At 57.9% G+C, this 20699-nt stretch carries 22 protein-coding genes; 15 read left to right on the forward strand and 7 right to left on the reverse strand.

The features are described from left to right. Window positions 1-94: 94 nt before the first annotated feature. From Q8R10_RS08175 to cysN, 3 genes are all read left to right on the forward strand, one after another. Window positions 95-853 carry a Nif3-like dinuclear metal center hexameric protein gene (locus tag Q8R10_RS08175; protein WP_305652721.1) on the forward strand — a complete coding sequence of 253 codons (759 nt, stop codon included), beginning with the start codon at window positions 95-97 and terminating at the stop codon, window positions 851-853. 141 nt (window positions 854-994) lie between these two features. After that, window positions 995-1912: a sulfate adenylyltransferase subunit CysD gene (gene cysD, locus Q8R10_RS08180; RefSeq protein ID WP_305652723.1), complete on the forward strand. Its 918-nt coding sequence runs from the start codon at window positions 995-997 to the stop codon at window positions 1910-1912. 1 nt (window position 1913) lies between these two features. Further along, window positions 1914-3812: a sulfate adenylyltransferase subunit CysN gene (gene cysN / locus Q8R10_RS08185; protein ID WP_305652725.1), complete on the forward strand. Its 1899-nt coding sequence runs from the start codon at window positions 1914-1916 to the stop codon at window positions 3810-3812. A 66-nt stretch (window positions 3813-3878) separates the two neighbouring features. Here the strand turns inward: cysN and Q8R10_RS08190 are convergent, their stop codons facing one another. Continuing rightward, window positions 3879-4325 carry a YhcB family protein gene (locus tag Q8R10_RS08190; RefSeq protein WP_305652727.1) on the reverse strand — a complete coding sequence of 149 codons (447 nt, stop codon included), beginning with the start codon at window positions 4323-4325 and terminating at the stop codon, window positions 3879-3881. 151 nt (window positions 4326-4476) lie between these two features. Between Q8R10_RS08190 and Q8R10_RS08195 the strand changes: the two genes are divergently transcribed. The 3 genes from Q8R10_RS08195 (at window position 4477) to zapE (ending at window position 7682) form a co-directional block, all read left to right on the forward strand. Next, window positions 4477-5106, forward strand: coding sequence for an alpha/beta hydrolase (locus Q8R10_RS08195; RefSeq protein ID WP_305652729.1), 630 nt, complete (start codon window positions 4477-4479; stop codon window positions 5104-5106). Between the two features lie 26 nt (window positions 5107-5132). Beyond that, the gene (locus Q8R10_RS08200) at window positions 5133-6479 is read left to right on the forward strand and encodes a tryptophan--tRNA ligase (RefSeq protein ID WP_305652731.1); all 1347 of its coding nucleotides are present in this window, start codon (window positions 5133-5135) and stop codon (window positions 6477-6479) included. Between the two features lie 108 nt (window positions 6480-6587). After that, window positions 6588-7682, forward strand: coding sequence for a cell division protein ZapE (gene zapE, locus Q8R10_RS08205; protein ID WP_305652968.1), 1095 nt, complete (start codon window positions 6588-6590; stop codon window positions 7680-7682). Window positions 7683-7769: 87 nt separating this feature from the next. Here zapE and Q8R10_RS08210 read toward each other — a convergent pair whose 3' ends face one another. Next, entirely contained in the window at window positions 7770-8735 is a 966-nt protein-coding gene (locus Q8R10_RS08210) for a hypothetical protein (protein WP_305652733.1), read from the reverse strand. Between the two features lie 98 nt (window positions 8736-8833). Beyond that, window positions 8834-9733, reverse strand: coding sequence for a GlxA family transcriptional regulator (locus tag Q8R10_RS08215; protein ID WP_305652970.1), 900 nt, complete (start codon window positions 9731-9733; stop codon window positions 8834-8836). A gap of 258 nt (window positions 9734-9991) precedes the next feature. Between Q8R10_RS08215 and Q8R10_RS08220 the strand changes: the two genes are divergently transcribed. The 8 genes from Q8R10_RS08220 (at window position 9992) to Q8R10_RS08255 (ending at window position 16228) form a co-directional block, all read left to right on the forward strand. Continuing rightward, complete coding sequence (locus Q8R10_RS08220; protein WP_305652735.1) at window positions 9992-11128, forward strand: acyl-CoA dehydrogenase family protein; 1137 nt, start codon at window positions 9992-9994, stop codon at window positions 11126-11128. Between the two features lie 281 nt (window positions 11129-11409). After that, complete coding sequence (gene rplM, locus Q8R10_RS08225) at window positions 11410-11838, forward strand: 50S ribosomal protein L13 (RefSeq protein WP_305652737.1); 429 nt, start codon at window positions 11410-11412, stop codon at window positions 11836-11838. A gap of 14 nt (window positions 11839-11852) precedes the next feature. Further along, complete coding sequence (gene rpsI / locus Q8R10_RS08230) at window positions 11853-12245, forward strand: 30S ribosomal protein S9 (protein ID WP_305652739.1); 393 nt, start codon at window positions 11853-11855, stop codon at window positions 12243-12245. Between the two features lie 254 nt (window positions 12246-12499). Continuing rightward, window positions 12500-13093 carry a ubiquinol-cytochrome c reductase iron-sulfur subunit gene (petA, locus tag Q8R10_RS08235; protein WP_305652741.1) on the forward strand — a complete coding sequence of 198 codons (594 nt, stop codon included), beginning with the start codon at window positions 12500-12502 and terminating at the stop codon, window positions 13091-13093. Next, a complete protein-coding gene (locus Q8R10_RS08240) occupies window positions 13093-14304 on the forward strand; it encodes a cytochrome bc complex cytochrome b subunit (RefSeq protein ID WP_305652743.1) in 1212 nt (403 codons plus the stop codon). Before petA ends, Q8R10_RS08240 begins: the two co-directional genes overlap by 1 nt. Beyond that, on the forward strand, window positions 14304-15086 hold the full coding sequence (locus Q8R10_RS08245; RefSeq protein WP_305652745.1) for a cytochrome c1: 783 nt from the start codon (window positions 14304-14306) through the stop codon (window positions 15084-15086). Before Q8R10_RS08240 ends, Q8R10_RS08245 begins: the two co-directional genes overlap by 1 nt. 102 nt (window positions 15087-15188) lie before the next feature. Then, window positions 15189-15806, forward strand: a complete 618-nt coding sequence (locus Q8R10_RS08250) for a glutathione S-transferase N-terminal domain-containing protein (protein ID WP_305652746.1) — start codon at window positions 15189-15191, stop codon at window positions 15804-15806. Between the two features lie 14 nt (window positions 15807-15820). Next, on the forward strand, window positions 15821-16228 hold the full coding sequence (locus Q8R10_RS08255) for a ClpXP protease specificity-enhancing factor (protein ID WP_305652747.1): 408 nt from the start codon (window positions 15821-15823) through the stop codon (window positions 16226-16228). Window positions 16229-16286: 58 nt separating this feature from the next. On the opposite strand, the gene Q8R10_RS08260 is transcribed toward Q8R10_RS08255, so the two are convergent. From Q8R10_RS08260 to Q8R10_RS08275, 4 genes are read right to left on the reverse strand one after another with little or no spacing between them, the layout of a single operon-like run. After that, window positions 16287-16817, reverse strand: coding sequence for a BON domain-containing protein (locus Q8R10_RS08260; protein WP_305652749.1), 531 nt, complete (start codon window positions 16815-16817; stop codon window positions 16287-16289). Further along, window positions 16814-17407 (reverse strand): phosphoheptose isomerase, encoded by a 594-nt coding sequence (locus tag Q8R10_RS08265; protein ID WP_305652751.1) that lies wholly within the window; start codon window positions 17405-17407, stop codon window positions 16814-16816. Before Q8R10_RS08265 ends, Q8R10_RS08260 begins: the two co-directional genes overlap by 4 nt. Before the next feature lie 28 nt (window positions 17408-17435). Next, window positions 17436-17804 carry a YraN family protein gene (locus Q8R10_RS08270; protein WP_305652753.1) on the reverse strand — a complete coding sequence of 123 codons (369 nt, stop codon included), beginning with the start codon at window positions 17802-17804 and terminating at the stop codon, window positions 17436-17438. Then, window positions 17804-19603, reverse strand: coding sequence for a penicillin-binding protein activator (locus Q8R10_RS08275; RefSeq protein ID WP_305652755.1), 1800 nt, complete (start codon window positions 19601-19603; stop codon window positions 17804-17806). Before Q8R10_RS08275 ends, Q8R10_RS08270 begins: the two co-directional genes overlap by 1 nt. Before the next feature lie 215 nt (window positions 19604-19818). Here Q8R10_RS08275 and rsmI point away from each other — a divergent pair, with 215 nt between their 5' ends. Further along, the gene (gene rsmI, locus Q8R10_RS08280) at window positions 19819-20691 is read left to right on the forward strand and encodes a 16S rRNA (cytidine(1402)-2'-O)-methyltransferase (protein WP_305652756.1); all 873 of its coding nucleotides are present in this window, start codon (window positions 19819-19821) and stop codon (window positions 20689-20691) included. Window positions 20692-20699 lie beyond the last annotated feature (8 nt).

Consider the following 20699-nt stretch of genomic DNA (forward strand, 5'->3'; position numbering starts at 1 on the left):
GCCGCTTAAGGTGGCGCCATTATAGAGAGCGCGGCTGCTGTATCACTAGCGCCGTTAGGCATTTCTACAACCTGACTTTGGGAGTATGTATTACGTGGCCATTGCCCTGACTACCCTGGTGGAAGAAGCTGAGCGCTATCTGCAAGCTGCCAGCAGCAAAGATTACTGCCCCAACGGCCTGCAGGTAGAGGGGCGGCCGCAGGTGCGGCGGATTGTCAGCGGGGTAACCGCCAGTCAGGCGTTGCTGGATGCGGCGGTTGAGCTGGAAGCCGATGTGCTGCTGGTGCATCACGGTTATTTCTGGAAAGGCGAAAACCCCTGCGTGGTCGGCATCAAACAGCGCCGCTTGAAAACCCTGCTGGTTAACGACATCAGCTTGCTGGCCTATCACCTGCCGCTGGATGTGCATCCGGAGGTGGGCAATAACGTGCAGCTGGCCCGTCAGCTCGACTTGATCATCGAGGGTCCGTTGGATGCCCATGATTCCAGCTGTGTTGGTTTGATTGGTTGCCTGGCCGAACCCATGACCCCGCGCGATTTTGCTCGTCGAGTGCATGAGGTGTTGGGGCGCGAGCCGCTGCTGGTCGAGGGCCCCGGCTTGATTCATCGCGTCGGCTGGTGCACTGGCGGTGGTCAGGGGTATATCGACCAGGCGATTGCCGCCGGGGTGGATCTGTACCTGACCGGCGAGGCCAGCGAGCAAACCTTCCACAGCGCCCAGGAAAACGGCATTAGTTTTATCTCCGCCGGCCACCACGCCACCGAGCGTTATGGGGTGCAGGCCTTGGGCGACTATCTGGCGCGGCGCTTTGCCATCGAACACCTGTTTATTGATTGCCCGAACCCGATTTAGCTCAGTGTTGCGCTTTGATTTAGCGGCATATGACTAGAACTTTTAGGTCTAGAAGCTCGCCTGATTAGACGATGATGCTGTGATAAAGTGCGCCCATCTTCCAAGGCCTAGCGGCCGTCCTTTTGCCTATCGTGAGTAGCCATGCTCGACAAATTGACCCATCTGAAACAGTTGGAGGCGGAAAGCATCCATATCATCCGCGAGGTCGCCGCTGAGTTTGATAACCCGGTGATGCTCTATTCCATCGGTAAAGACTCCGCCGTGATGCTGCATCTGGCGCGCAAGGCGTTCTTCCCCGGCAAGCTGCCGTTCCCGGTCATGCATGTCGATACCCGCTGGAAGTTCCAAGAAATGTACTCGTTCCGCACCAAAATGGTTGAGGAATACGGTCTGGAGTTGATTACCCATATCAACCCTGACGGCGTGGCGCAGGACATCAATCCCTTTACCCACGGTAGCGCCAAGCACACCGACATCATGAAAACCGAAGGCTTGAAGCAAGCCTTGGATAAGTACGGTTTCGATGCCGCCTTTGGTGGCGCGCGCCGCGACGAAGAAAAATCCCGGGCCAAAGAGCGCGTGTACTCCTTCCGCGACAGCAAGCACCGTTGGGACCCGAAGAACCAGCGCCCCGAGTTGTGGAACGTGTACAACGGCAAAGTTAACAAGGGCGAGTCGATTCGGGTATTCCCGCTGTCGAACTGGACCGAGCTGGATATCTGGCAATACATCTATATGGAAGGCATTCCAATTGTGCCGCTGTATTTCGCCGCCGAGCGCGACGTAATCGAGAAGAACGGCACCCTGATCATGATCGATGATGAGCGCATCCTTGAGCACCTCACTGACGAGGAAAAGGCCCGTATCGTCAAGAAGATGGTGCGTTTCCGCACCCTCGGCTGCTACCCGCTGACCGGCGCGGTAGAGTCTGAGGCGACCACCCTGACCGACATCATTCAGGAAATGCTGCTGGCTCGAACCTCTGAGCGCCAAGGTCGGGTGATTGACCATGACAGTGCCGGTTCGATGGAAGATAAAAAGCGTCAGGGGTATTTTTAATATGTCGCACCAAGACGATTTAATCAGCGAAGACATCCAGGCCTACCTGGCGCAGCACGAGCGCAAAGAGCTGTTGCGCTTTCTCACCTGCGGCAACGTCGACGACGGCAAGAGCACCCTGATTGGGCGCCTGCTGCATGACTCGAAGATGATCTACGAAGACCATCTGGAAGCCATCACTAAAGATTCGAAAAAAGTCGGCACCACCGGTGAAGACATCGATTTGGCGCTGCTGGTCGATGGTCTGCAAGCCGAGCGCGAGCAGGGCATCACCATCGATGTGGCCTATCGATATTTCAGTACCGCCAAGCGCAAGTTCATTATCGCCGATACGCCGGGCCATGAGCAGTACACCCGCAACATGGCCACCGGCGCGTCGAACTGCGACCTGGCGATTATCTTGATCGATGCCCGTTACGGCGTGCAGACCCAGACCAAGCGCCACAGCTTTATCGCCTCGTTGTTGGGCATCAAGCATATAGTCGTGGCCATCAATAAGATGGACCTGAAAGGCTTCGATGAAGCGGTGTTCGAGCAAATCAAGGCCGACTACCTGGCCTTTGCCGAAGGCATTGCGCTCAAACCGAGCTCGTTGTACTTCGTGCCAATGTCGGCGCTCAAAGGCGACAACGTGGTGAACAAGAGCGAGCGTTCGCCTTGGTACAGCGGCCAGTCGCTGATGGAGATTCTCGAGACGGTGGAAGTTGCCGGTGATCGCAACTTCACCGACCTGCGCTTCCCGGTGCAGTACGTCAATCGTCCGAACCTGAACTTCCGTGGTTTCGCCGGCACCCTGGCCAGTGGCATCGTGCGCAAGGGCGACGAAATCATCGTGCTGCCGTCGGGCAAGGGCAGCAAGATTAAGTCCATCGTCACCTTCGACGGTGAGTTGGAGCACGCCGGCCCAGGCCAGGCGGTGACCCTGACCCTGGAAGACGAGATCGACGTATCCCGTGGTGATCTGTTGGTGCATGCCGACAATCAGCCACAAGTGACCGATAGCTTCGACGCCATGCTGGTGTGGATGAGCGAAGAGCCGTTGCTGCCGGGCAAGAAGTACGACATCAAGCGCGCCACCAGTTATGTGCCGGGCTCAATCGCCAGCATCCATAACCGGGTCGATGTAAATACCCTGGAAGAAGGCCCGGCCAGTAGCTTGCAGTTGAACGAAATCGGCAAGGTCAAGGTGGCGCTGGACGCACCTATCGCCCTTGACGGTTACGCTAGCAACCGCACCACCGGCGCCTTTATTGTGATCGACCGTTTGACCAACGGCACCGTTGGCGCCGGCATGATCATCGCGGCTCCGGTTGGCGGCCAAGGCGGCGGCCATCATGGCGCGCTGGCCCATGTGTCGACTGAGGAGCGCGCACTGCGTTTCGGTCAGCAGCCGGTCAGCGTGTTGTTCAGCGGCCTGTCAGGCGCCGGCAAGAGCACCCTGGCCTACGCGGTGGAGCGCAAGTTGTTTGATCTGGGTCGTGCGGTGTATATGCTCGATGGTCAGTGCCTGCGTCAGGATGTCAACAAGGGCCTGGCTCAAGACCGTGCCGGGCGCCGTGAAAACTGGCGGCGTGCCGCCCAGGTGGCCAAGCACTTCAATGACGCTGGTCTGGTGACTCTGGCCGCCTTCGTGGCGCCGGATGCCGAGGGTCGCGAGCAGGCCCGCGCGATCATCGGTGCCGAGCGCTTGTTGACTGTCTATGTGCAGGCCTCGCCGCAGGTGTGCCGCGAGCGTGATCCGCAAGGGCTGTACGCCGCCGCTGGCGACAACATTCCGGGCGAGTCATTTGCCTACGACATCCCGCTGGACGCCGATCTGGTGGTCGATACCCAGGCCACTTCGGTGGACGAAGGGGTCAAGATGGTGCTGGAGTTGTTGCGTAGCCACGACGCGATCTGATTCGTGCGCGATAAAAAAACCGCCTAGCCAGGCGGTTTTTTTATTGATTTAACTAAGCGGCGCCGCTTAGGGTTTTTTGCTTTTCAGGCCGAAGTTGGCGTCGAGGGTGCCGGGGCTGTCGTCGGGTTTTGGCGCGTAATCTTTCGGCATTTCATTGTTGGCCGGTGGCGTCAGGCGCTCGCGGGGCGCGCTGTAGCCATCATCGCTATTGAGTGCGGCCATTAGGCGTTGGCGGGTGAGTTCGTCCAAGGCCAGGCGGTTGGCGCCGGCGGAGATGTGTTCTTGCACGTCTTGATAGCTCTGGGTCATGCGCTTGACCAGATTGGCGGTGGTGTTGAAATGGTTAACCACTTCGCCTTGATAGCTGTCGAAGCGCTCTTTCAAGTCGTCCAGCTGCCTTTGTGTGCGGCCGGGGGCGGCGTTGGGCAGTAAGCGGGCGATTAAAAAACCTATGGCAATGCCGGTGAGCAGAGCGATGGCTGGGAGTAACCAAGTGGTGAGCGACTGTTCCACGAATCCTTCCTCTAAAAGTGGCTTTGCTTTACGTTAACGGCTCAAACCTGCGCTGTATAGCGCAATACAATGCCTGATGTGTGCCAGTGTGGGCTTGCCGCTGGCTGTCAGCTAGACGAGTCGACCCTGGCTGGGGTCACGGAGTAAAGCCTTGTCGATTGGTGAAGTTGCACTGTTAATAGATGGCCCCTGCGGCCCCCTTGAAGCCCTCTATCAAGACCTGCCTGAGGCGCGCGGGCTGGCGCTGCTGTGTCATCCGCATCCGCTGTTCGCCGGCACCATGCAAAACAAGGTGGTCACCACCCTGCAACGTACGGCCCGCGATGCAGGGTTAGCGACGCTGCGGTTTAACTTTCGCGGCGTTGGCAAGAGTGCCGGCAGCCATGATGAGGGTCGTGGCGAGATTGATGATGCTGAAGCCGCGGCGCGCTGGTTGCTGGCGCAGCAGCCGCAATTACCGCTGACGCTGCTGGGTTTCTCCTTTGGCTCCTGTGTCGCTGCCTGTCTGGCAGGGCGGTTGGAGGCTCAGGGCGTGGCCGTGCGGCAGCTATTTATGCTGGCGCCGCCGGTCGAGCGTTTTGCGGTTGAGGGTCAATTGCCTGAGCACGCTGAACTGACAATTATTCAGCCGATGGACGATGAGGTGGTCACTCCCGCCAAGGTGTACGCCTGGGTCGACACACTGCAACGCCCCCATGAGCTGCTGAAAGTGGCAGAATGCGGCCACTTTTTTCACGGCAAGCTGACCGAACTGAAACAGCTAATGCTTGCCCGTCTTTGAGCCTACTCAAGTAAAGCGATCCCGTCATGACCACACGAATCCTTACCGGCATCACCACCAGCGGCACGCCGCACTTAGGTAATTACGCCGGCGCAATTCGCCCGGCGATTATTGCCAGTCGCCAAGCGGATGCCGAGTCGTTCTATTTTTTGGCCGACTATCACGCGCTGATCAAGTGCGATGATCCGGCGCGGATTCAGCGTTCACGGCTGGAGATCGCCGCCACCTGGCTGGCCTGCGGACTGGACGTCAATAAGGCGACTTTCTATCGCCAATCGGATATTCCCGAGATCCCGGAACTCACCTGGCTGCTGACCTGTGTGGCCGGCAAAGGCCTGCTCAATCGCGCCCATGCCTACAAGGCTTCGGTGGATAAAAATCTGGCCGAGGGTGAAGACCCGGACGCCGGCGTGACCATGGGGCTGTTCAGCTATCCGGTGCTGATGGCGGCGGACATCCTGATGTTCAATGCCCATCGGGTGCCGGTCGGTCGCGACCAGATTCAGCATGTCGAGATGGCCCGTGACATCGCCCAGCGCTTCAATCATCTGTTTGGCGCTGGCAAGGAGCTGTTCACCTTGCCCGAGGCGCAGATCGAGGAGAGTGTGGCGACCTTGCCGGGCCTGGATGGGCGCAAGATGTCCAAGAGTTACGACAACACCATCCCTCTGTTTGGCACTGCCAAGCAGTTGAAGGAGGCGGTGGCGCGGATAGTCACCGACTCCAAGTTGCCCGGTGAGGCAAAAGATCCGGATAGCTCCAACCTGTTCACCCTGTACCAGGCTTTCTCCACCCCAACGCAGCAGGCCGAGTTTCGAGCCGAGTTGCTGGGTGGTTTGGCCTGGGGCGAGGCCAAGCAACGCTTGTTCGGGCTGCTGGATAACGAGCTGGGCGAGGCCCGTGAGCGCTATAGCGCATTGATTAATCGCCCCGATGATCTGGAAGATATTCTGCTGGCGGGCGCCGCCAAGGCGCGCAAAACGGCGACGCCATTTCTGGCCGAGTTGCGCGCTGCGGTTGGCCTGCGCTCGTTCCGTACCCAGGTGCAGGGTGGTGTTGGCGAGAAGAAAAAAGCCGCCAAGAGCGCCCGTTTCGTCAGCTTTCGCGAAGACGATGGCAGCTTTCGCTTCCGCTTGCTGGATGCCGCCGGCGAGCAATTGCTGCTGTCCAACTGCTTTGCCGATGGCAAAGCCGCCGGCCAAGTCAGCAAGCGTCTGCAATCGGGCGAGCCGCTGGATTTGCGCGAGCAGGGCGAAGGCTTTGGCCTGTGGCTGGATGCCGAGTGCGTGGCGCAGAGCCCGGTCTACGCCGATGCCGCCAGCCTGGCTGCGGCCATGGTCAGCCTGCGCGATGCGCTAAAACCGCAAGAGTAACGCCGTTTGGTCGCACGCGAGGCCTTGCCGATTGCCATTCGGCGGGGCCGTCGCTACAGTGCCGGCCTGTTTTTTATCGTCGATCACGCAGGCCCTTCATTGCCGAACATGACTCCACTGCAGCGCTATCAGGCCGATTTGCAACGGCCTGAGTTCTTCCATGATGCCTCGCAGGAGATGGCCGTGCGCCATCTGCAGCGGCTGTATGATGACCTGGTGGCGGCGCACAAGCACCGGCCGGGACTGTTCAGCGGGTTGTTCGGTAAGAAATCCCAAGAGCCGATCAAGGGCCTGTACTTCTGGGGCGGTGTAGGGCGCGGCAAGACCTATTTGGTCGATACCTTCTTTGATGCCTTGCCGTTCAAAGAAAAGACCCGCACGCACTTTCACCGTTTTATGAAGCGGGTGCATGAAGAGCTGAAAAACTTCAGCGGCGAGAAAAATCCGCTGCCATTGATCGCCAAGCGCTTTGCCGCTGAGACCCGGGTGATTTGCTTCGATGAGTTCTTCGTCTCGGATATTACCGATGCAATGATCCTGGCGACCTTGCTGGAAGAGCTGTTCAAGAACGGCGTGAGCCTGGTGGCCACTTCCAACATCGTTCCCGATGGTTTGTACAAGGACGGTCTGCAGCGTGCGCGGTTTTTGCCGGCAATTGCCTTGCTGAAAATCCACACCGATATCGTCAATGTCGACAGCGGCGTTGACTACCGCTTGCGCGCCCTGGAGCAGGCCGAATTGTTTCACTGGCCGTTGGACGCCGCTGCCGAAGAAGGCCTGGAAAAGAGCTTCAAGAGCCTGCTGCCCGAGCATTGTGTGGTCGAAGAAAACCAGCCGCTGATGATCGAAAATCGCGCGATTGTGGCGCGCAAGGTCGGCGACGATGTGGCCTGGTTTGATTTTCGTGAGCTCTGCGACGGCCCACGCAGCCAGAACGATTACATTGAGCTGGCCAAGATCTACCACGCCGTACTGATCTCCAATATCGAGCAAATGACCTCGGCCAAGGACGATATGGCCCGCCGTTTCGTCAATTTGGTCGATGAGTTCTACGACCGTAACGTGAAGCTGATTTTGTCGGCGGAAGTGGCGTTGAAAGACCTCTACACCGGCGGCCGGCTGGAATTTGAATTCCAGCGCACCCTCAGCCGCCTGTTGGAAATGCAGTCTCACGAGTTCTTGTCGCGCCCGCACAAGCCCTAGGGCTTGCAGCTAGATTGCTTGCAATAGAAAAAGGGCTTGCCAGTGGCAAGCCCTTTTTTGTTACTCCCAACTCCCAACTCCCAACTGTCAGCGTTGGGCTGAGCTTTGCTCGAAGCTGGCCAGCAGCTTTTTGGCGTGGGCGACTTCCAGGGCTTCCATGGCGTTGATCGGTTTGAGCGAGGCGGCGAGTTTTAATTGTTCCAGGGCCTTTTCGTGTTCGTCATCGCCGTACACGTAAGTCAGGGCGTTGGCGTACTCGTAGTGGCCGATCGGTAGGTTGTTGGCTTGCTTGAACGAGCGAGCGAAGAACTGCTCCATCTTATCGGCGTCCACCCCGTAGGTCATGCCGCCGACAAAGGCGCCGACCTTGCGAATCACGCCGGCTTGGTAGCCGCCGTAGAGTGCCAGGGCGTAAGGCTGGTTGGGGGATTTTTTCAGCAGGGCATCGAGCTCTTCGGGGATTTCGCTGGTGTAGCCGCGTTTGAGCACCACGGCAATCGGTAGCTCCTCGCCAAGCCGGGCCTTGGCGTAAACCCGGCCGAACATCGCCATCGGGTCGGCGTTGACCAGCTCGCCGGCTTGGTCGGTGTAGCTGATCACTTCTTCCAGCAAGTGCTGTTTGCTGGCTTGGTCGGGAGCCAGGAACAGTGCGTAGATCACCTGGGCAAACATCGCCGGGACCTGGCCGCCAACGCCGAGTTTGAGGCCGTCAGCCTTGGCCTGGGCGAAATCGCCGCGAAACATCAGGCGCCAGACGTCTTGCAGTTTGGCCGCGTAGAGCTCGGCTTCTTCGGGCTTGCCGGTAAAGCCGGTGCCGGCCCTAACGGTCATTTCCAGAGCCTTGGGGTTTTGCGTGGCCATTTTCACTACCCAGTCGGCATCCGGGAAGGGGTAGTTGGCGCCAAAGCCGCGGGTCAGTTGCGGCCAGGCGCTGCGCAGTTTGTCGCCGGAATAGTCGTAGGCGCTTTGGTCTTGCGGGAAGGGTTTCCAGTTTTCGTCGGCGACAGCGTTCAGGCTGCACAGGCCGAGCACGGCAAAGAGAAACTTACGCATGGCATAAACCTATTGTTGTTTTTGGGTGGGCCCTAGAGGGTTGCCCGATCATAGGTTGTGGGGCGCAGAGCAAAACCCATCCTAGGGATGGCGGTTGCTCACTCGCCCTGTTGCTGAAATTGCTTGCGGTATTGATTGGGCGACAACCCGGCGTGCTGGCGAAACAGCCGGGCGAAGAAGCTGGCGTCGTCGTAACCGACGTCATAACTGATGGTCTTGATGCTTTTGCGGGTGGCCGACAGCAAGCTTTTGGCGGTTTCGATGCGCAGGCGTTGCAGGTAATGCAGAGGTTTATCGCCGGTTGCCGCCTGAAAGCGCCGCATAAAATTGCGGATGCTCATGCTGTGGGCGCGGGCGACATCTTCGAAGCGAAACTTTTCGGCAAAATGCTCTTCGAGCCATTGCTGGATCTGCAGGATGGACACGTCCAGATGCAGCTTCTGGCCGCCAAAACCGATGCGGCCAGGGCTGTAGCTGCGCTGCACTTCATACAAAATATCGCGGGCCACCGCTTGCGCCACGCCAGCGCCGCAAAAGCGCTCGATCAGGTAGATGTACAGGTCGCAGGCTGAGGTGGTGCCGCCGGCGCAGTACAGGTTGTCGGCATCGGTGAGATGTTTTTCTTGGTTCAGCAGCACCTGTGGAAAGCGCTGGCTGAATTCGCGGAAAAACCGCCAGTAGGTGGTTGCCTCTTTGCCGTCGAGCAGCCCGGCTTCGGCCATCCAGAATACCCCGGTGGCTTCGCCGCAAATGGCTGCGCCGGCGGCGTGGCGTGTGCGCAGCCAGCCGAGTACTTGCGGGTGGCGGGCCGAGAGGGCGTCAAAGTCATCCCAGAAGGCCGGCAGGATGATGATGTCGGCGTCATCCAGGCCGCTATCCACCGGGATCACCACGTCGCTGAAGCTGCGCACCGCCAGGTCGTCGGGGCTGACCAGATGAATCTCGAACGAAGGCGTCAGGCCGCGACCTTGTTGTTTGCCGTAACGCAGGCTGGCCATGTGGAAGAAGTCTTTGGCCTGCAGCAGGGTCGAGGCAAAGACCCCTTCGGTGGCAAGGATGCTGACGCGCTTGAGTGGCGTGGACGGCGAGCTGGGCATGAAATATTCTTATTTTGTGAGTTCGGGGGGGGGGGATGGTCAGTAGACGGCTGGATCGTCTTATTTATTGGCCGATGTGTCCAGTGTGATGGGTTGGCGGACTGACCTACAGTCGCGGCTTGCTGTTATTTGTCCTCTGCTTTGCCTTTAGGTGCCGTCATGATCCCCAGAACTATTTTCAGCTCCGAGCACGAACAGTTTCGCGAAAGCGTGCGCAAATTTCTCGAGCAGGAGGCGGTGCCTTTCCATGCGCAGTGGGAGAAGGATGGTCATATCGACCGGGCGCTGTGGAATAAAGCCGGAGATGCCGGAATGCTCTGCTCGCATATCCCTGAAGAGTACGGCGGCATGGCGGCAGACTTTCTTTTCAGTACCGTGGTGATTGAGGAAATCAGTCGCCTGGGGCTGAGTGGTATCGGTTTTTCGCTGCACTCCGACATAGTCGCCCCATATATCCTGCATTACGGCTCCGAGGCACTGAAACTCAAGTACCTGCCCAAGTTGGTTTCCGGTGAAATGGTCACTGCCATCGCCATGACTGAGCCTGGCGCAGGCTCGGATTTGCAAGGGGTGAAAACCACTGCGGTGCTGGATGGTGATGAGTATGTGATCAACGGTTCGAAGACCTTTATCACCAACGGCTTTCTGGCTGACCTAGTGGTGGTGGTGGCTAAAACCGATCCGAAAGCCGGAGCCAAAGGCACCAGCCTGTTTTTGGTTGAGGCGAATGCACCGGGTTTCACCAAGGGCAAACGCCTGGAAAAAGTCGGCATGAAGGCGCAGGACACCTCCGAGCTGTTCTTTCAGGATGTGCGCATTCCGAAGGAAAACCTGCTTGGTCAGGCCGGTATGGGTTTCGCGTATTTGATGCAGGAGTTGCCACAGGAGCGCCTGACCGTGGGTGTCGGTGCGCTGGCCTCGGCCGAGGCGGCGTTGCGCTGGACGTTGGATTACACCCGCGAACGTAAAGCTTTCGGTAAGCCTGTGGCGGATTTTCAGAATACCCGCTTCAAGCTGGCGGAGATCGCTACCGAGGTGCAGATCGGCCGTGTGTTTGTCGACAAGTGCTTGGAGTTGCATCTGCAAGGCAAGCTCGATGTGCCGACCGCGGCGATGCTCAAATACTGGGGCACCGACCTGCAATGCAAGGTGCTCGATGAGTGCGTGCAGCTGCACGGTGGCTATGGCTATATGTGGGAATACCCGGTGGCACGGGCCTGGGCGGACGCGCGGGTGCAGCGGATTTACGCCGGCACCAATGAGATCATGAAAGAGATCATTGCCCGTTCGCTGTAGCTTTAATCGCCCGTCCTTGGGCGCTGGCCTTGTTTTTGCGCTTAGCAAAGCAGGGCTTTTGTTAAATTTATAACGATTCAGGTTGAATTTTTCCCTGCAATCGGCATAATTCCGCAGCTGTTTTTCGGCGGGGGATGCCAAGCCCGCTGATTTGTCGTAACGGACGCGATGACCCGAGCCCCGATAGCGTCCGTGTTCGGCTGTCTTTGACTTGTCAAAGTCCGCATTATTTAGTAAGATCCGCCGTCTAATTTTCAGGGCGGCCCCTGAGGCTATAAAGAATGAAAACTTTTACTGCTAAACCGGAAACTGTTAAGCGCGACTGGTTCGTCGTCGACGCTGCAGGTCAGACTCTGGGTCGTCTGGCCACCGAGATCGCTAGTCGTCTACGTGGCAAGCACAAGCCTGAGTTCACCCCGCACGTTGATACTGGCGACTATATTGTCGTCATCAACGCTGAGCAGATTCGTGTGACCGGCGCAAAAACTACTGACAAAATGTACTACTCGCACTCCGGTTTCCCGGGTGGCATCAAGTCGATCAACTTTGAAAAGTTGCTCGCCAAGCAGCCAGAGCGTGTGCTCGAGACCGCGGTTAAGGGCATGTTGCCTAAGAACGTGCTGGGTCGCGACATGTACCGTAAGCTGAAAGTGTATGCGGGCGCTGTTCACCCTCACACTGCTCAGCAGCCCCAAGAACTGAAGTTTTAACGGAATAGTTCATTATGTCGGCGACTCAAAATTACGGCACTGGCCGTCGCAAGACTGCAACCGCTCGCGTTTTCATGCGTGCGGGCACTGGCAAAATCTCGATCAATAACCGCACTCTGGAGAATTTCTTCGGTCGCGAAACTGCCCGTATGGTAGTTCGTCAGCCGCTGGAGTTGACCGAGACTGTCGAGAAGTTCGACCTCTTCATCACCGTTGCTGGTGGTGGCGTGAGCGGTCAAGCGGGCGCAATCCGTCACGGCATTACTCGTGCCTTGATGGACTACGACGAATCGCTGCGTCCTGCTCTGCGCAAGGCCGGCTTCGTGACTCGCGATGCACGTGAAGTAGAGCGTAAGAAAGTGGGTCTGCGTAAAGCGCGTAAGCGTCCGCAGTACTCGAAGCGTTAATTCGCTGCTACGCTCAAAAAACGCCCAGGGCCTTCGCGGAACTGGGCGTTTTTTTTATCTGCATATTTGTTCTGCGGCAACTTGCCGCAGCCGCTAAAGTCGCGGCTGGCAAGGCTTTCGGTGGATTTGTATCGAGCTATTGCCTTGTCAGGTATGGGGCTTTTCTTTACCATCGAGCAAATTTTTTGCGTAGTTCGAAATTTACTTAGTAGACGCCTGAATAACAGGCCACAAAGCTGATGGGAGACGACTGAATGAGCAATGACGGCGTGAATACTGGCCGGCGTCGCTTCCTCGTAGCAGCCACTTCGGTGGTTGGTGCAGCAGGAGCGGTGGGTGCTGCGGTCCCGTTTGTGGGGTCGTGGTTCCCGAGTGCCAAGGCTAAGGCCGCTGGTGCCCCGGTTAAGGTAAATATCAGCAAGATCGAGCCCGGTCAGCAGATTGTTGCTGAGTGGCGTGGTCAGCCGGTATTTATCCTCAGCCGGACAGAAGAGATGTTGGCGGGGCTGCCCAAGCTCAATGCTGAGTTGGCCGATCCAGACTCGAAAGCATCAGAGCAGCCGACTTACGTAAATGCACAAACTCGTTCGTCCAAGCCGGGGATTCTGATCTTGGTTGGTCTGTGCACTCATTTGGGTTGCTCGCCGTCCTTCCGTCCGGAAGTTGCGCCGGCTGACCTTGGCGCGCAGTGGGTGGGTGGTTATTTCTGTCCGTGTCACGGCTCGCGTTATGACCTTGCAGGGCGTGTGTACAAATCGCAGCCTGCGCCGTTGAACCTGCCGGTACCACCGCATTCTTACGAGTCGGCGGATGTGGTCGTCCTCGGCGTGGACCAGGAGAAAGCTTGATGAGTAAATTCATGGAGTGGGTCGATGCGCGCTTCCCAGCGACCAAGATGTGGGAAGAGCATCTAAGCAAATATTACGCACCGAAGAACTTTAACTTCTTCTATTTTTTCGGCTCTTTGGCGTTGTTGGTGCTGGTTAACCAGATCATCACCGGTATCTGGCTGACCATGAGTTACACGCCATCGGCAGAAGAGGCCTTTGCTTCGGTCGAATACATCATGCGTGATGTTGATTACGGCTGGATCATCCGCTATCTGCACTCCACCGGCGCCTCGGCGTTCTTTGTGGTGGTTTATATGCACATGTTCCGTGGCCTGCTGTATGGCTCTTATCAGAAGCCCCGTGAGTTGGTTTGGTTGTTCGGCATGCTGATCTACTTGGCGCTGATGGCTGAAGCCTTTATGGGCTATTTGTTGCCTTGGGGGCAGATGTCTTACTGGGGCGCGCAGGTAATTATTTCCCTGTTCGGTGCTATTCCGGTGATAGGTGCGGACCTGACTCAGTGGATTCGTGGTGACTACCTGATTTCCGGCATCACCCTGAACCGCTTCTTCGCCTTGCATGTGATCGCATTGCCGATCGTGGTGTTGGGCTTGGTGGTACTGCATATTCTGGCGTTGCACGAAGTGGGCTCGAACAACCCGGAAGGCGTTGATATCAAGAAGAAGAAGGATGCTAACGGCATTCCTCTGGACGGCATTCCGTTCCACCCGTACTACACGGTTAAAGATATCGTCGGTGTGGTGGTGTTCCTGTTTGTGTTCTGCGCCATCGTGTTCTTCTTCCCTGAGATGGGTGGCTACTTCCTCGAGAAGCCGAACTTTGAAGTGGCTAACGCCTTCAAGACGCCTGCGCACATTGCTCCGGTTTGGTACTTTACCCCGTTCTACGCCATCTTGCGGGCTGTGCCTGACAAGTTGATGGGCGTGGTGGCCATGGGTGCGGCAATCGCGATTCTGTTTGTGCTGCCGTGGCTGGATCGCAGCCCGGTTAAGTCGATCCGCCATAAGGGTTGGCTGAGCAAGATCTGGATGCTGGTGTTTGCGCTGTCGTTTGTGATCTTGGGCTACTACGGTTCGCAGTCGCCATCCGATCTGGGCACTATCATGTCGCGGACTTGCACCATTCTGTATTTCGCCTTCTTTCTCCTGATGCCGTTTTATACGCGTATGGAAAAGACTAAACCGGTTCCGGATCGGGTGACTTGCTAATGAAAAAGCATTTTGCAGCTCTTATTTTCGCTGTTCTGCCAGCGTTTGCTTTTGCCAGTTCCGACCTTGGCTACCCACTGGATCACGTTGAAGTCGATGTTGCCGATCAGGCGGCGATGCAAGACGGTGCCAAGACCTTTGCCAACTATTGCATGGGTTGCCATGGCGCTAAATTTCAGCGCTATGAGCGGGTTGCCACTGACTTGGGTATCCCTAATCAGTTGATGCTCGATAACCTGGTGTTTACCGGCGCCAAAGTTGGCGATCTGATGAAGATCGGCATGCAGCCGCAAGACGCTAAGGTTTGGTTCGGCGCTGCACCACCAGATCTGACGCTGGTTGCGCGGGTGCGCGGCAACGATTGGTTGTACACCTATCTGCGGACCTTCTACGAAGATCCGACCCGGCCGTGGGGTGTCAACAACAAGGCATTCCCGAATGTCGGTATGCCTAACGTTTTGGCAGAGCTGCAGGGTCGTCAGGTTATCGGTTGCAAGCAGGTGCAAGTCGTCGAGCATGGCGATAAGCAATACGACACGCTGACGGGTACGCCCATTACCCATGAAGACTGTCATCAGTTGACTGTGCTGCCGAAGACCGGTGCGCTGACCACTGAGCAGTTCGACGAGAAGATCAAGAATCTGGTGACCTTCCTGGCGTACTCGGCTAACCCGGTAAAACTGCAGAGTGAGCGCATCGGTACTTACGTGCTGTTGTTCTTGGCCTTCTTCTTTGTCTTCGCTTATCTGCTCAAGCGCGAATACTGGAAGGACGTTCACTGATAGACTGTCTGCTGTTGTACCGTTATGTTGCGAACAGGCGCGCCCAACTCGGGCGCGCTTGTTTTTCTGCTACTAAAAACTATAACTGCGAGGAGAGACATCATGGCCGTGACCAATAGGTTGGCCTGTTACTCTGACCCCGCTGATCACTATTCCCACCGTGTACGTATTGTGCTCGCCGAGAAGGGTGTCAGCGCAGAGATCATCGATGTTGAGCCAGGCCGTTACCCGGCCAAGCTGAGTGAGGTTAATCCTTACGCCAGCGTGCCAACTTTGGTTGATCGCGACTTGGCGCTGTATGAGTCGACGGTGGTGATGGAGTATTTGGACGAGCGTTACCCGCATCCGCCGCTGTTGCCGGTGTATCCGGTGGCGCGGGCTAATAGCCGTCTGCTGATTCATCGTATTCAGCGCGATTGGTGTAAGCACGTGGATTTGATCCTTGATCCACGGAGCAAAGAGCCGGCTCGGGTGCAGGCGCGTAAAGAATTGCGTGAGAGCCTGACCGGTGTTTCGCCGCTATTTGCCGATAAGCCTTACTTTCTCAGTACTGAGTTGAGCTTGGTCGATTGTTGCCTGCTGCCGATTCTCTGGCGTTTGCCTATTCTAGGTATTGAGCTGCCAAAGCCGGCCAAACCGCTGCTTGATTACATGGATCGACAGTTTGCCCGTGAGGCGTTCCGAGCTAGCTTGTCGGGCGCCGAGCGCGATATGCGTTAAGAGGGGAAGTCCTAATGAACTCCAATCGTCCTTATCTGATTCGCGCACTCTATGAGTGGATTGCCGAGAATGATTGCACCCCGCACTTGCTGGTGAATGCCGAGTACCCAGGCATTAAGGTGCCGCCAGGCTATGCCAATGATGGCCAGGTGGTGCTTAACGTCTCGTCCAGTGCTGTGCGGCATTTGCAGCTTGGCAATGATGCGGTGAGTTTCGAGGGTCGCTTCGGTGGCGTGCCGCAAAGTCTGTATATTCCAGCGGCTGCGGTATTGGCGATCTATGCGCGTGAGAATGGTCAGGGCATGGTGTTTGATTTGGACGCGCCGGGAGCTGGCGATGACGCGGGGCCGGAGAATGATGGTCCGGCCGGCACTGAGCCGCCAAGACCCAGCGGTCGACCGAGTTTGAAGGTGGTCAAGTAGGCACAAAAAAGGCGATCAGAAGATCGCCTTTTTTGTGCCTCGATTTTAGTTGTGCGGGTTAGTTGGTGTATTCGAACAGCTTAACAATCTTCTGCACGCCGTCGACGCCTTGGATCAGATTGACGCTTAGGTTGGCCTGTTGGCGAGTCACTAAGCCAAGCATGTAGACGATGCCGTTCTCGGTAATAACCTTAATGTCAGAGCCGGAAATGCTGTTGTCTGCCAGTATCTGGGTCTTGATCTTGGTGGTCAGCAAGAGGTCATTGCTGCGCGCCAGGGCGGAGGAGGGTTGAGCCACCTGGAGATCGTTATGCACGATGCGTACGCCAGATGTGGTGCGGGCGGCTCGTTCGGCGATGCTTTTCAGTTCCGCTGTGGGGGTTTGCCCTGCTAGCAATACCACACCGTTGTAACTGGTGACCACGATATGCGAGCCCTGACTCAGCCCAGGATTGGCCTTTGCGATGCTTTCGCTGACGCGAGAGGGGATAAATTGGTCGTCGATCTTGTTGCCGAACGAGCGACTCCCGCAGCCGGCCAGTGCCAGGCTGAGGAATAGGGTGACGAGAAGCAGAGGTGGGCGGATCATTCTTCACTCCCGAACAGTTGGTTGTCGATTTGGTCGCACAGGCAGTGGATGGTCAGCAGGTGAACCTCCTGAATCCGTGCTGTGACTTTCGAGGGTACGCGAATTTCCACGTCCTCTGGCAGCAGCAGGGAGGCCATGCCGCCGCCATCGCGGCCGGTCATGGCCACCACTATCATCTCGCGGTCATGGGCGGCCTGAATGGCCTGGATGACGTTGGCCGAGTTGCCGCTGGTGGAGATGGCCAGCAATACATCGCCCGGTTGGCCGAGGGCGCGAATCTGCTTGGAGAAAATCTCGTTGTAGCTGTAGTCGTTGGCGATCGAAGTGATGGTCGAACTGTCGGTGGTCAATGCCAGTGCGGGCAGGCTCGGGCGCTCGCGCTCGAAGCGATTGAGTAACTCGGAGGAGAAGTGTTGTGCGTCGCCGGCCGAGCCGCCGTTGCCGCAGGCGAGAATCTTGCCTTCGCTGAGCAGGGCTTGCACCATCACTTGGCCGGCTTGTTCGATGAAGGGCACCAGCTCCTCCATGGCGACGAGTTTGGTGTCGATACTGGCTTGGAACAGTTGGCGAATACGGGCTTGCATGTCCATCAGGAAAGACCTTAAAAGTGGTGGCTGATTAGCTGTCGAACGCGTTTTGAATCCAGTTAAGGCGCTCGCTTGGCTGCGCGGAGGCGCTCATGGCTACGACATCAAAACGACATGGATGTTTGGCCCAGTGCGGTTCTTGCTGCAAAAAATATTGTGCGGCGGCGCTAATTTTCCCGCGTTTGCGGGCGTCGATGCTCTCTAGCGCGCCGCCCCAGGCGGCGTGTTTGCGATAACGAACCTCGACAAATACTACTGTATCGCCGTCCAGCATGACCAGATCCAGCTCGCCGACCCGGCAGGCCCAGTTCTGCGCCAGCAAGCGCAGTCCTTGTTGTTCGAGGTGGCTGCGGGCTTGCTGTTCGGCGGCGCGGCCGCTGGCCTGGCGGCTATCGCTCATTAGGGCAGGCGCTGCACCTGGCCGGCTTGAAACTCGGCCCATGGCAGTAGGCGTTCAATCCGCTGCGTGCTATTCAGGCTGAGCTGGCCGGTCAGGCCGTCGATGCGGCTGTCGGGCAGGCTTTTGAGTTGGCTCAGGCGCGGCGCCAGGTTATAGGCGTCGATGCCCATGGCGTACAAGCGGCCGAGGCTGCCGCCCGCTTGTGGCCATTGCGCGACGACCTGCTGGTGCAGAGGATCATTGCTGTCGAGCAGCCAGGGCGTCTCGCAAAAGCGGATGCCGTTAAGGTCAGCCGGTTGCGGCTGACCGCTATTGCCGCTGTACAGGTGCGAGGTGGCATACACCGGCACATCACCGGCGTACTGGAAGGCCAGGGTTGGTTTGATCTGTTGCGCCTGCTGCGGGGTGGCGGCGAGGAAGATAAAGTCGACATCCTGACGGCGTGCCGGCAGTGCGGTGATGCTGGTGCCTAAGGTGTTTTGCAGACGTTTGGCGCGCGCCTCGCTCTGGCGCAGTTGAAACAGGTCGGCGATCTGTTGGGCCAGTTGCACCGGTTGATCGACGTGCTCGGCGGCGATCAAGGTGCCGCCGTCGGCGAGCCAGCTTTGGCGGAAGGCGTCCAGTACCCGGTCACCCCATTCACCGCGTGGCACCAGGGCGACGGCACGGCGCATGCCGTCATCCCAAGCGCGGCGGGCCACTGAGCGGGCCTCATCTTCGGCCGACAAGCCAAACTGAAACAGCTCGGCTGGGCCGGGTTTGCCATTGTCGCTGTAGTTCAGGGCGAGGGTGGTGATGGGTAATTGAGAGCGCTCGTTGAGTTGCTTGACCAGGGGTTTTTCCAGCGGGCCCACCACCAGTTGCACGCCGGCGGCTTGGGCTTGGCGGTAGAAATCATCCAGTGAAGTCAGTTTTGAACTGTCATACAGCTCAATGGCTGGCGGGTTCTGGCCGTTTTGCTGAGCCTGGTAATAGCTGGCCATAAAGCCATCGCGCAAGGCTTGCGCCACCGAAGCCAGTGGGCCTTCTTGTGGCAACAGCAGGGCGATCTTGGTCAGTGGTTGGCTGGCCAGTTGCTTGAGCTTGTCCAGGGCTTGCGGCAATTGTTTGGCGGCCGGGTGTTGCGGGTTCTGCTTGCTCCAGGCGTCGATCGCGGCTTGCTGCTGCTCAGGGCTGCCGGCGCTCTTGGCGGCGCGGGCCAGCTCCAGCCAGCCAGTCAGGTCGGTGTCGGTGCTGCCTTGCAGTTGCTCGGTGGGCAGTGAGGCGATCAGTGCCCAAATCGCCTCATGGTTGCTGCTGGCGGCGCTATCGCTGAGCAGTGGCGCAATAAAAACCCGCTCGCGGGCCGCTTCCAGGGTTTGTCCATTGGCTTCCAGCGCCTTGGCGCGCACCAGTTGACTGCGCAGTTGTTGTTCGACCGGTAGTTCGCTGAGGCGGGCAAAGCTTGGGTGGCTCAGTGCTTTGAGCGCGCTTTTGGGCTTGTTGCGCGCCATCGCCAGCTCGGCTTTGAGGGTGCTGGCAAAAACCTGCTGCGCCGGCTTCAGGCCATCCAGTGGCACTTGTTGAAGAATGCGCGCGGCTTGGCCGTCATCATTTTGCTGGTGGGCCAGGTCGGCGGCCGCCAGTAACAGCGCGCTGGCTTGCTCCTGTGGGCTGACGCTGGCTTGCTGCAGCAGTTCTTCGATACTGCCTTGCGGGGTGCGTGGCAGTTCGCCCAAATTGGACGAGGGGGTGCTGGTGCAGGCCGCAAGTAAAGCAGTCAGACCGAGAAAGCAGAGGGTGCGCAAGCCGGCGATCATGTAAAGGTTCCCTGGTACTTGATCAAATGAGCGGCGAATTGTACCCAAGCCCCGCCACCAGCGCGATGTTACTGGTGCTATTGATTCGCGCCGATGAAGTTTGAAGTTTTACCTGAGGCGGTAACAGGGCAAGCTTGAGTTTCAATCAAGACTTCAAAGGGCCTGATCAATAATCGGGCTACAATGCGCGTTTTGTCGGTCTCGAGGTGTGTGTGGTGACGCTTTCCAGTGCTCAGAGTTCGGCTGCGGGGACGCTTTATGTGGTCGCCACGCCGATTGGAAATCTCGATGACATCACCGCTCGAGCATTGCGGGTGCTGCGTGAGGTGAGCCTGATTGCCGCTGAAGATACCCGCCATTCTGCCCGTTTAATGCAGCACTTCGGTATCGGCACGCCCTTGGCGGCGTGTCATGAACACAACGAGCGCGAGCAAGGCAGCCATTTTATCGCCCGCTTGCTGTCCGGCGCCGATGTGGCGCTGATTTCTGATGCGGGCACGCCACTGATCTCCGATCCCGGTTACCACCTGGTGCGCAATGCGCGGGCAGCAGGTATTCAGGTGGTGCCGGTGCCGGGCCCGAGCGCGCTGATTACCGCCTTGTCGGCGGCGGGTTTGCCCTCGGATCGATTTATTTTTGAAGGTTTTTTGCCAGCCAAGACGGCTGGTCGCCGAGCGCGCTTGGAGCAGGTAAAAGAAGAGCCGCGCACGCTGATTTTTTATGAGGCGCCGCATCGTATTCTTGAGTGTTTGGAGGATATGCAGTTGGTGTTCGGTGGCGAGCGTTTAGCATTGCTGGCGCGCGAGTTGACCAAAACCTTTGAAACACTCAAGGGCTTGCCATTGTCGGAATTGGCGACCTGGGTGGCCGCCGACCCTAATCAGCAACGTGGTGAGTGCGTGGTGCTGGTGGCCGGCTGGCCGGCGCCTGAAGGTGAAGAAGCTTTGAGCGTCGAAGCCTTGCGAGTGTTGGATTTGTTGCTGCAGGATTTACCCTTAAAGCGCGCTGCGGCGCTGGCGGCGGAGATTACCGGGGTGCGCAAAAACCTGCTCTATCAGGCCGCCCTTGATCGGCAGAAAGACGTTTAGGCTTGTTC

It is taken from the genome of Pseudomonas sp. (genome assembly GCF_030698175.1).
Taxonomy (GTDB): Bacteria; Pseudomonadota; Gammaproteobacteria; order Pseudomonadales; family Pseudomonadaceae; genus Aquipseudomonas.

Bases quoted from the DNA above. Each gene is read 5' to 3' on its own strand.
- cysD (WP_305652723.1), top strand. From the start codon at position 995: ATGCTCGACAAATTGACCCATCTGAAACAGTTGGAGGCGGAAAGCATC.
- cysN (WP_305652725.1), top strand. From the start codon at position 1,914: ATGTCGCACCAAGACGATTTAATCAGCGAAGACATCCAGGCCTACCTG.
- Q8R10_RS08200 (WP_305652731.1), top strand. From the start codon at position 5,133: ATGACCACACGAATCCTTACCGGCATCACCACCAGCGGCACGCCGCAC.
- zapE (WP_305652968.1), top strand. From the start codon at position 6,588: ATGACTCCACTGCAGCGCTATCAGGCCGATTTGCAACGGCCTGAGTTC.
- Q8R10_RS08210 (WP_305652733.1), bottom strand. From the start codon at position 8,735: ATGCGTAAGTTTCTCTTTGCCGTGCTCGGCCTGTGCAGCCTGAACGCT.
- Q8R10_RS08215 (WP_305652970.1), bottom strand. From the start codon at position 9,733: ATGGCCAGCCTGCGTTACGGCAAACAACAAGGTCGCGGCCTGACGCCT.
- Q8R10_RS08220 (WP_305652735.1), top strand. From the start codon at position 9,992: ATGATCCCCAGAACTATTTTCAGCTCCGAGCACGAACAGTTTCGCGAA.
- rplM (WP_305652737.1), top strand. From the start codon at position 11,410: ATGAAAACTTTTACTGCTAAACCGGAAACTGTTAAGCGCGACTGGTTC.
- rpsI (WP_305652739.1), top strand. From the start codon at position 11,853: ATGTCGGCGACTCAAAATTACGGCACTGGCCGTCGCAAGACTGCAACC.
- petA (WP_305652741.1), top strand. From the start codon at position 12,500: ATGAGCAATGACGGCGTGAATACTGGCCGGCGTCGCTTCCTCGTAGCA.
- Q8R10_RS08240 (WP_305652743.1), top strand. From the start codon at position 13,093: ATGAGTAAATTCATGGAGTGGGTCGATGCGCGCTTCCCAGCGACCAAG.
- Q8R10_RS08245 (WP_305652745.1), top strand. From the start codon at position 14,304: ATGAAAAAGCATTTTGCAGCTCTTATTTTCGCTGTTCTGCCAGCGTTT.
- Q8R10_RS08250 (WP_305652746.1), top strand. From the start codon at position 15,189: ATGGCCGTGACCAATAGGTTGGCCTGTTACTCTGACCCCGCTGATCAC.
- Q8R10_RS08255 (WP_305652747.1), top strand. From the start codon at position 15,821: ATGAACTCCAATCGTCCTTATCTGATTCGCGCACTCTATGAGTGGATT.
- Q8R10_RS08260 (WP_305652749.1), bottom strand. From the start codon at position 16,817: ATGATCCGCCCACCTCTGCTTCTCGTCACCCTATTCCTCAGCCTGGCA.
- Q8R10_RS08265 (WP_305652751.1), bottom strand. From the start codon at position 17,407: ATGGACATGCAAGCCCGTATTCGCCAACTGTTCCAAGCCAGTATCGAC.
- Q8R10_RS08270 (WP_305652753.1), bottom strand. From the start codon at position 17,804: ATGAGCGATAGCCGCCAGGCCAGCGGCCGCGCCGCCGAACAGCAAGCC.
- Q8R10_RS08275 (WP_305652755.1), bottom strand. From the start codon at position 19,603: ATGATCGCCGGCTTGCGCACCCTCTGCTTTCTCGGTCTGACTGCTTTA.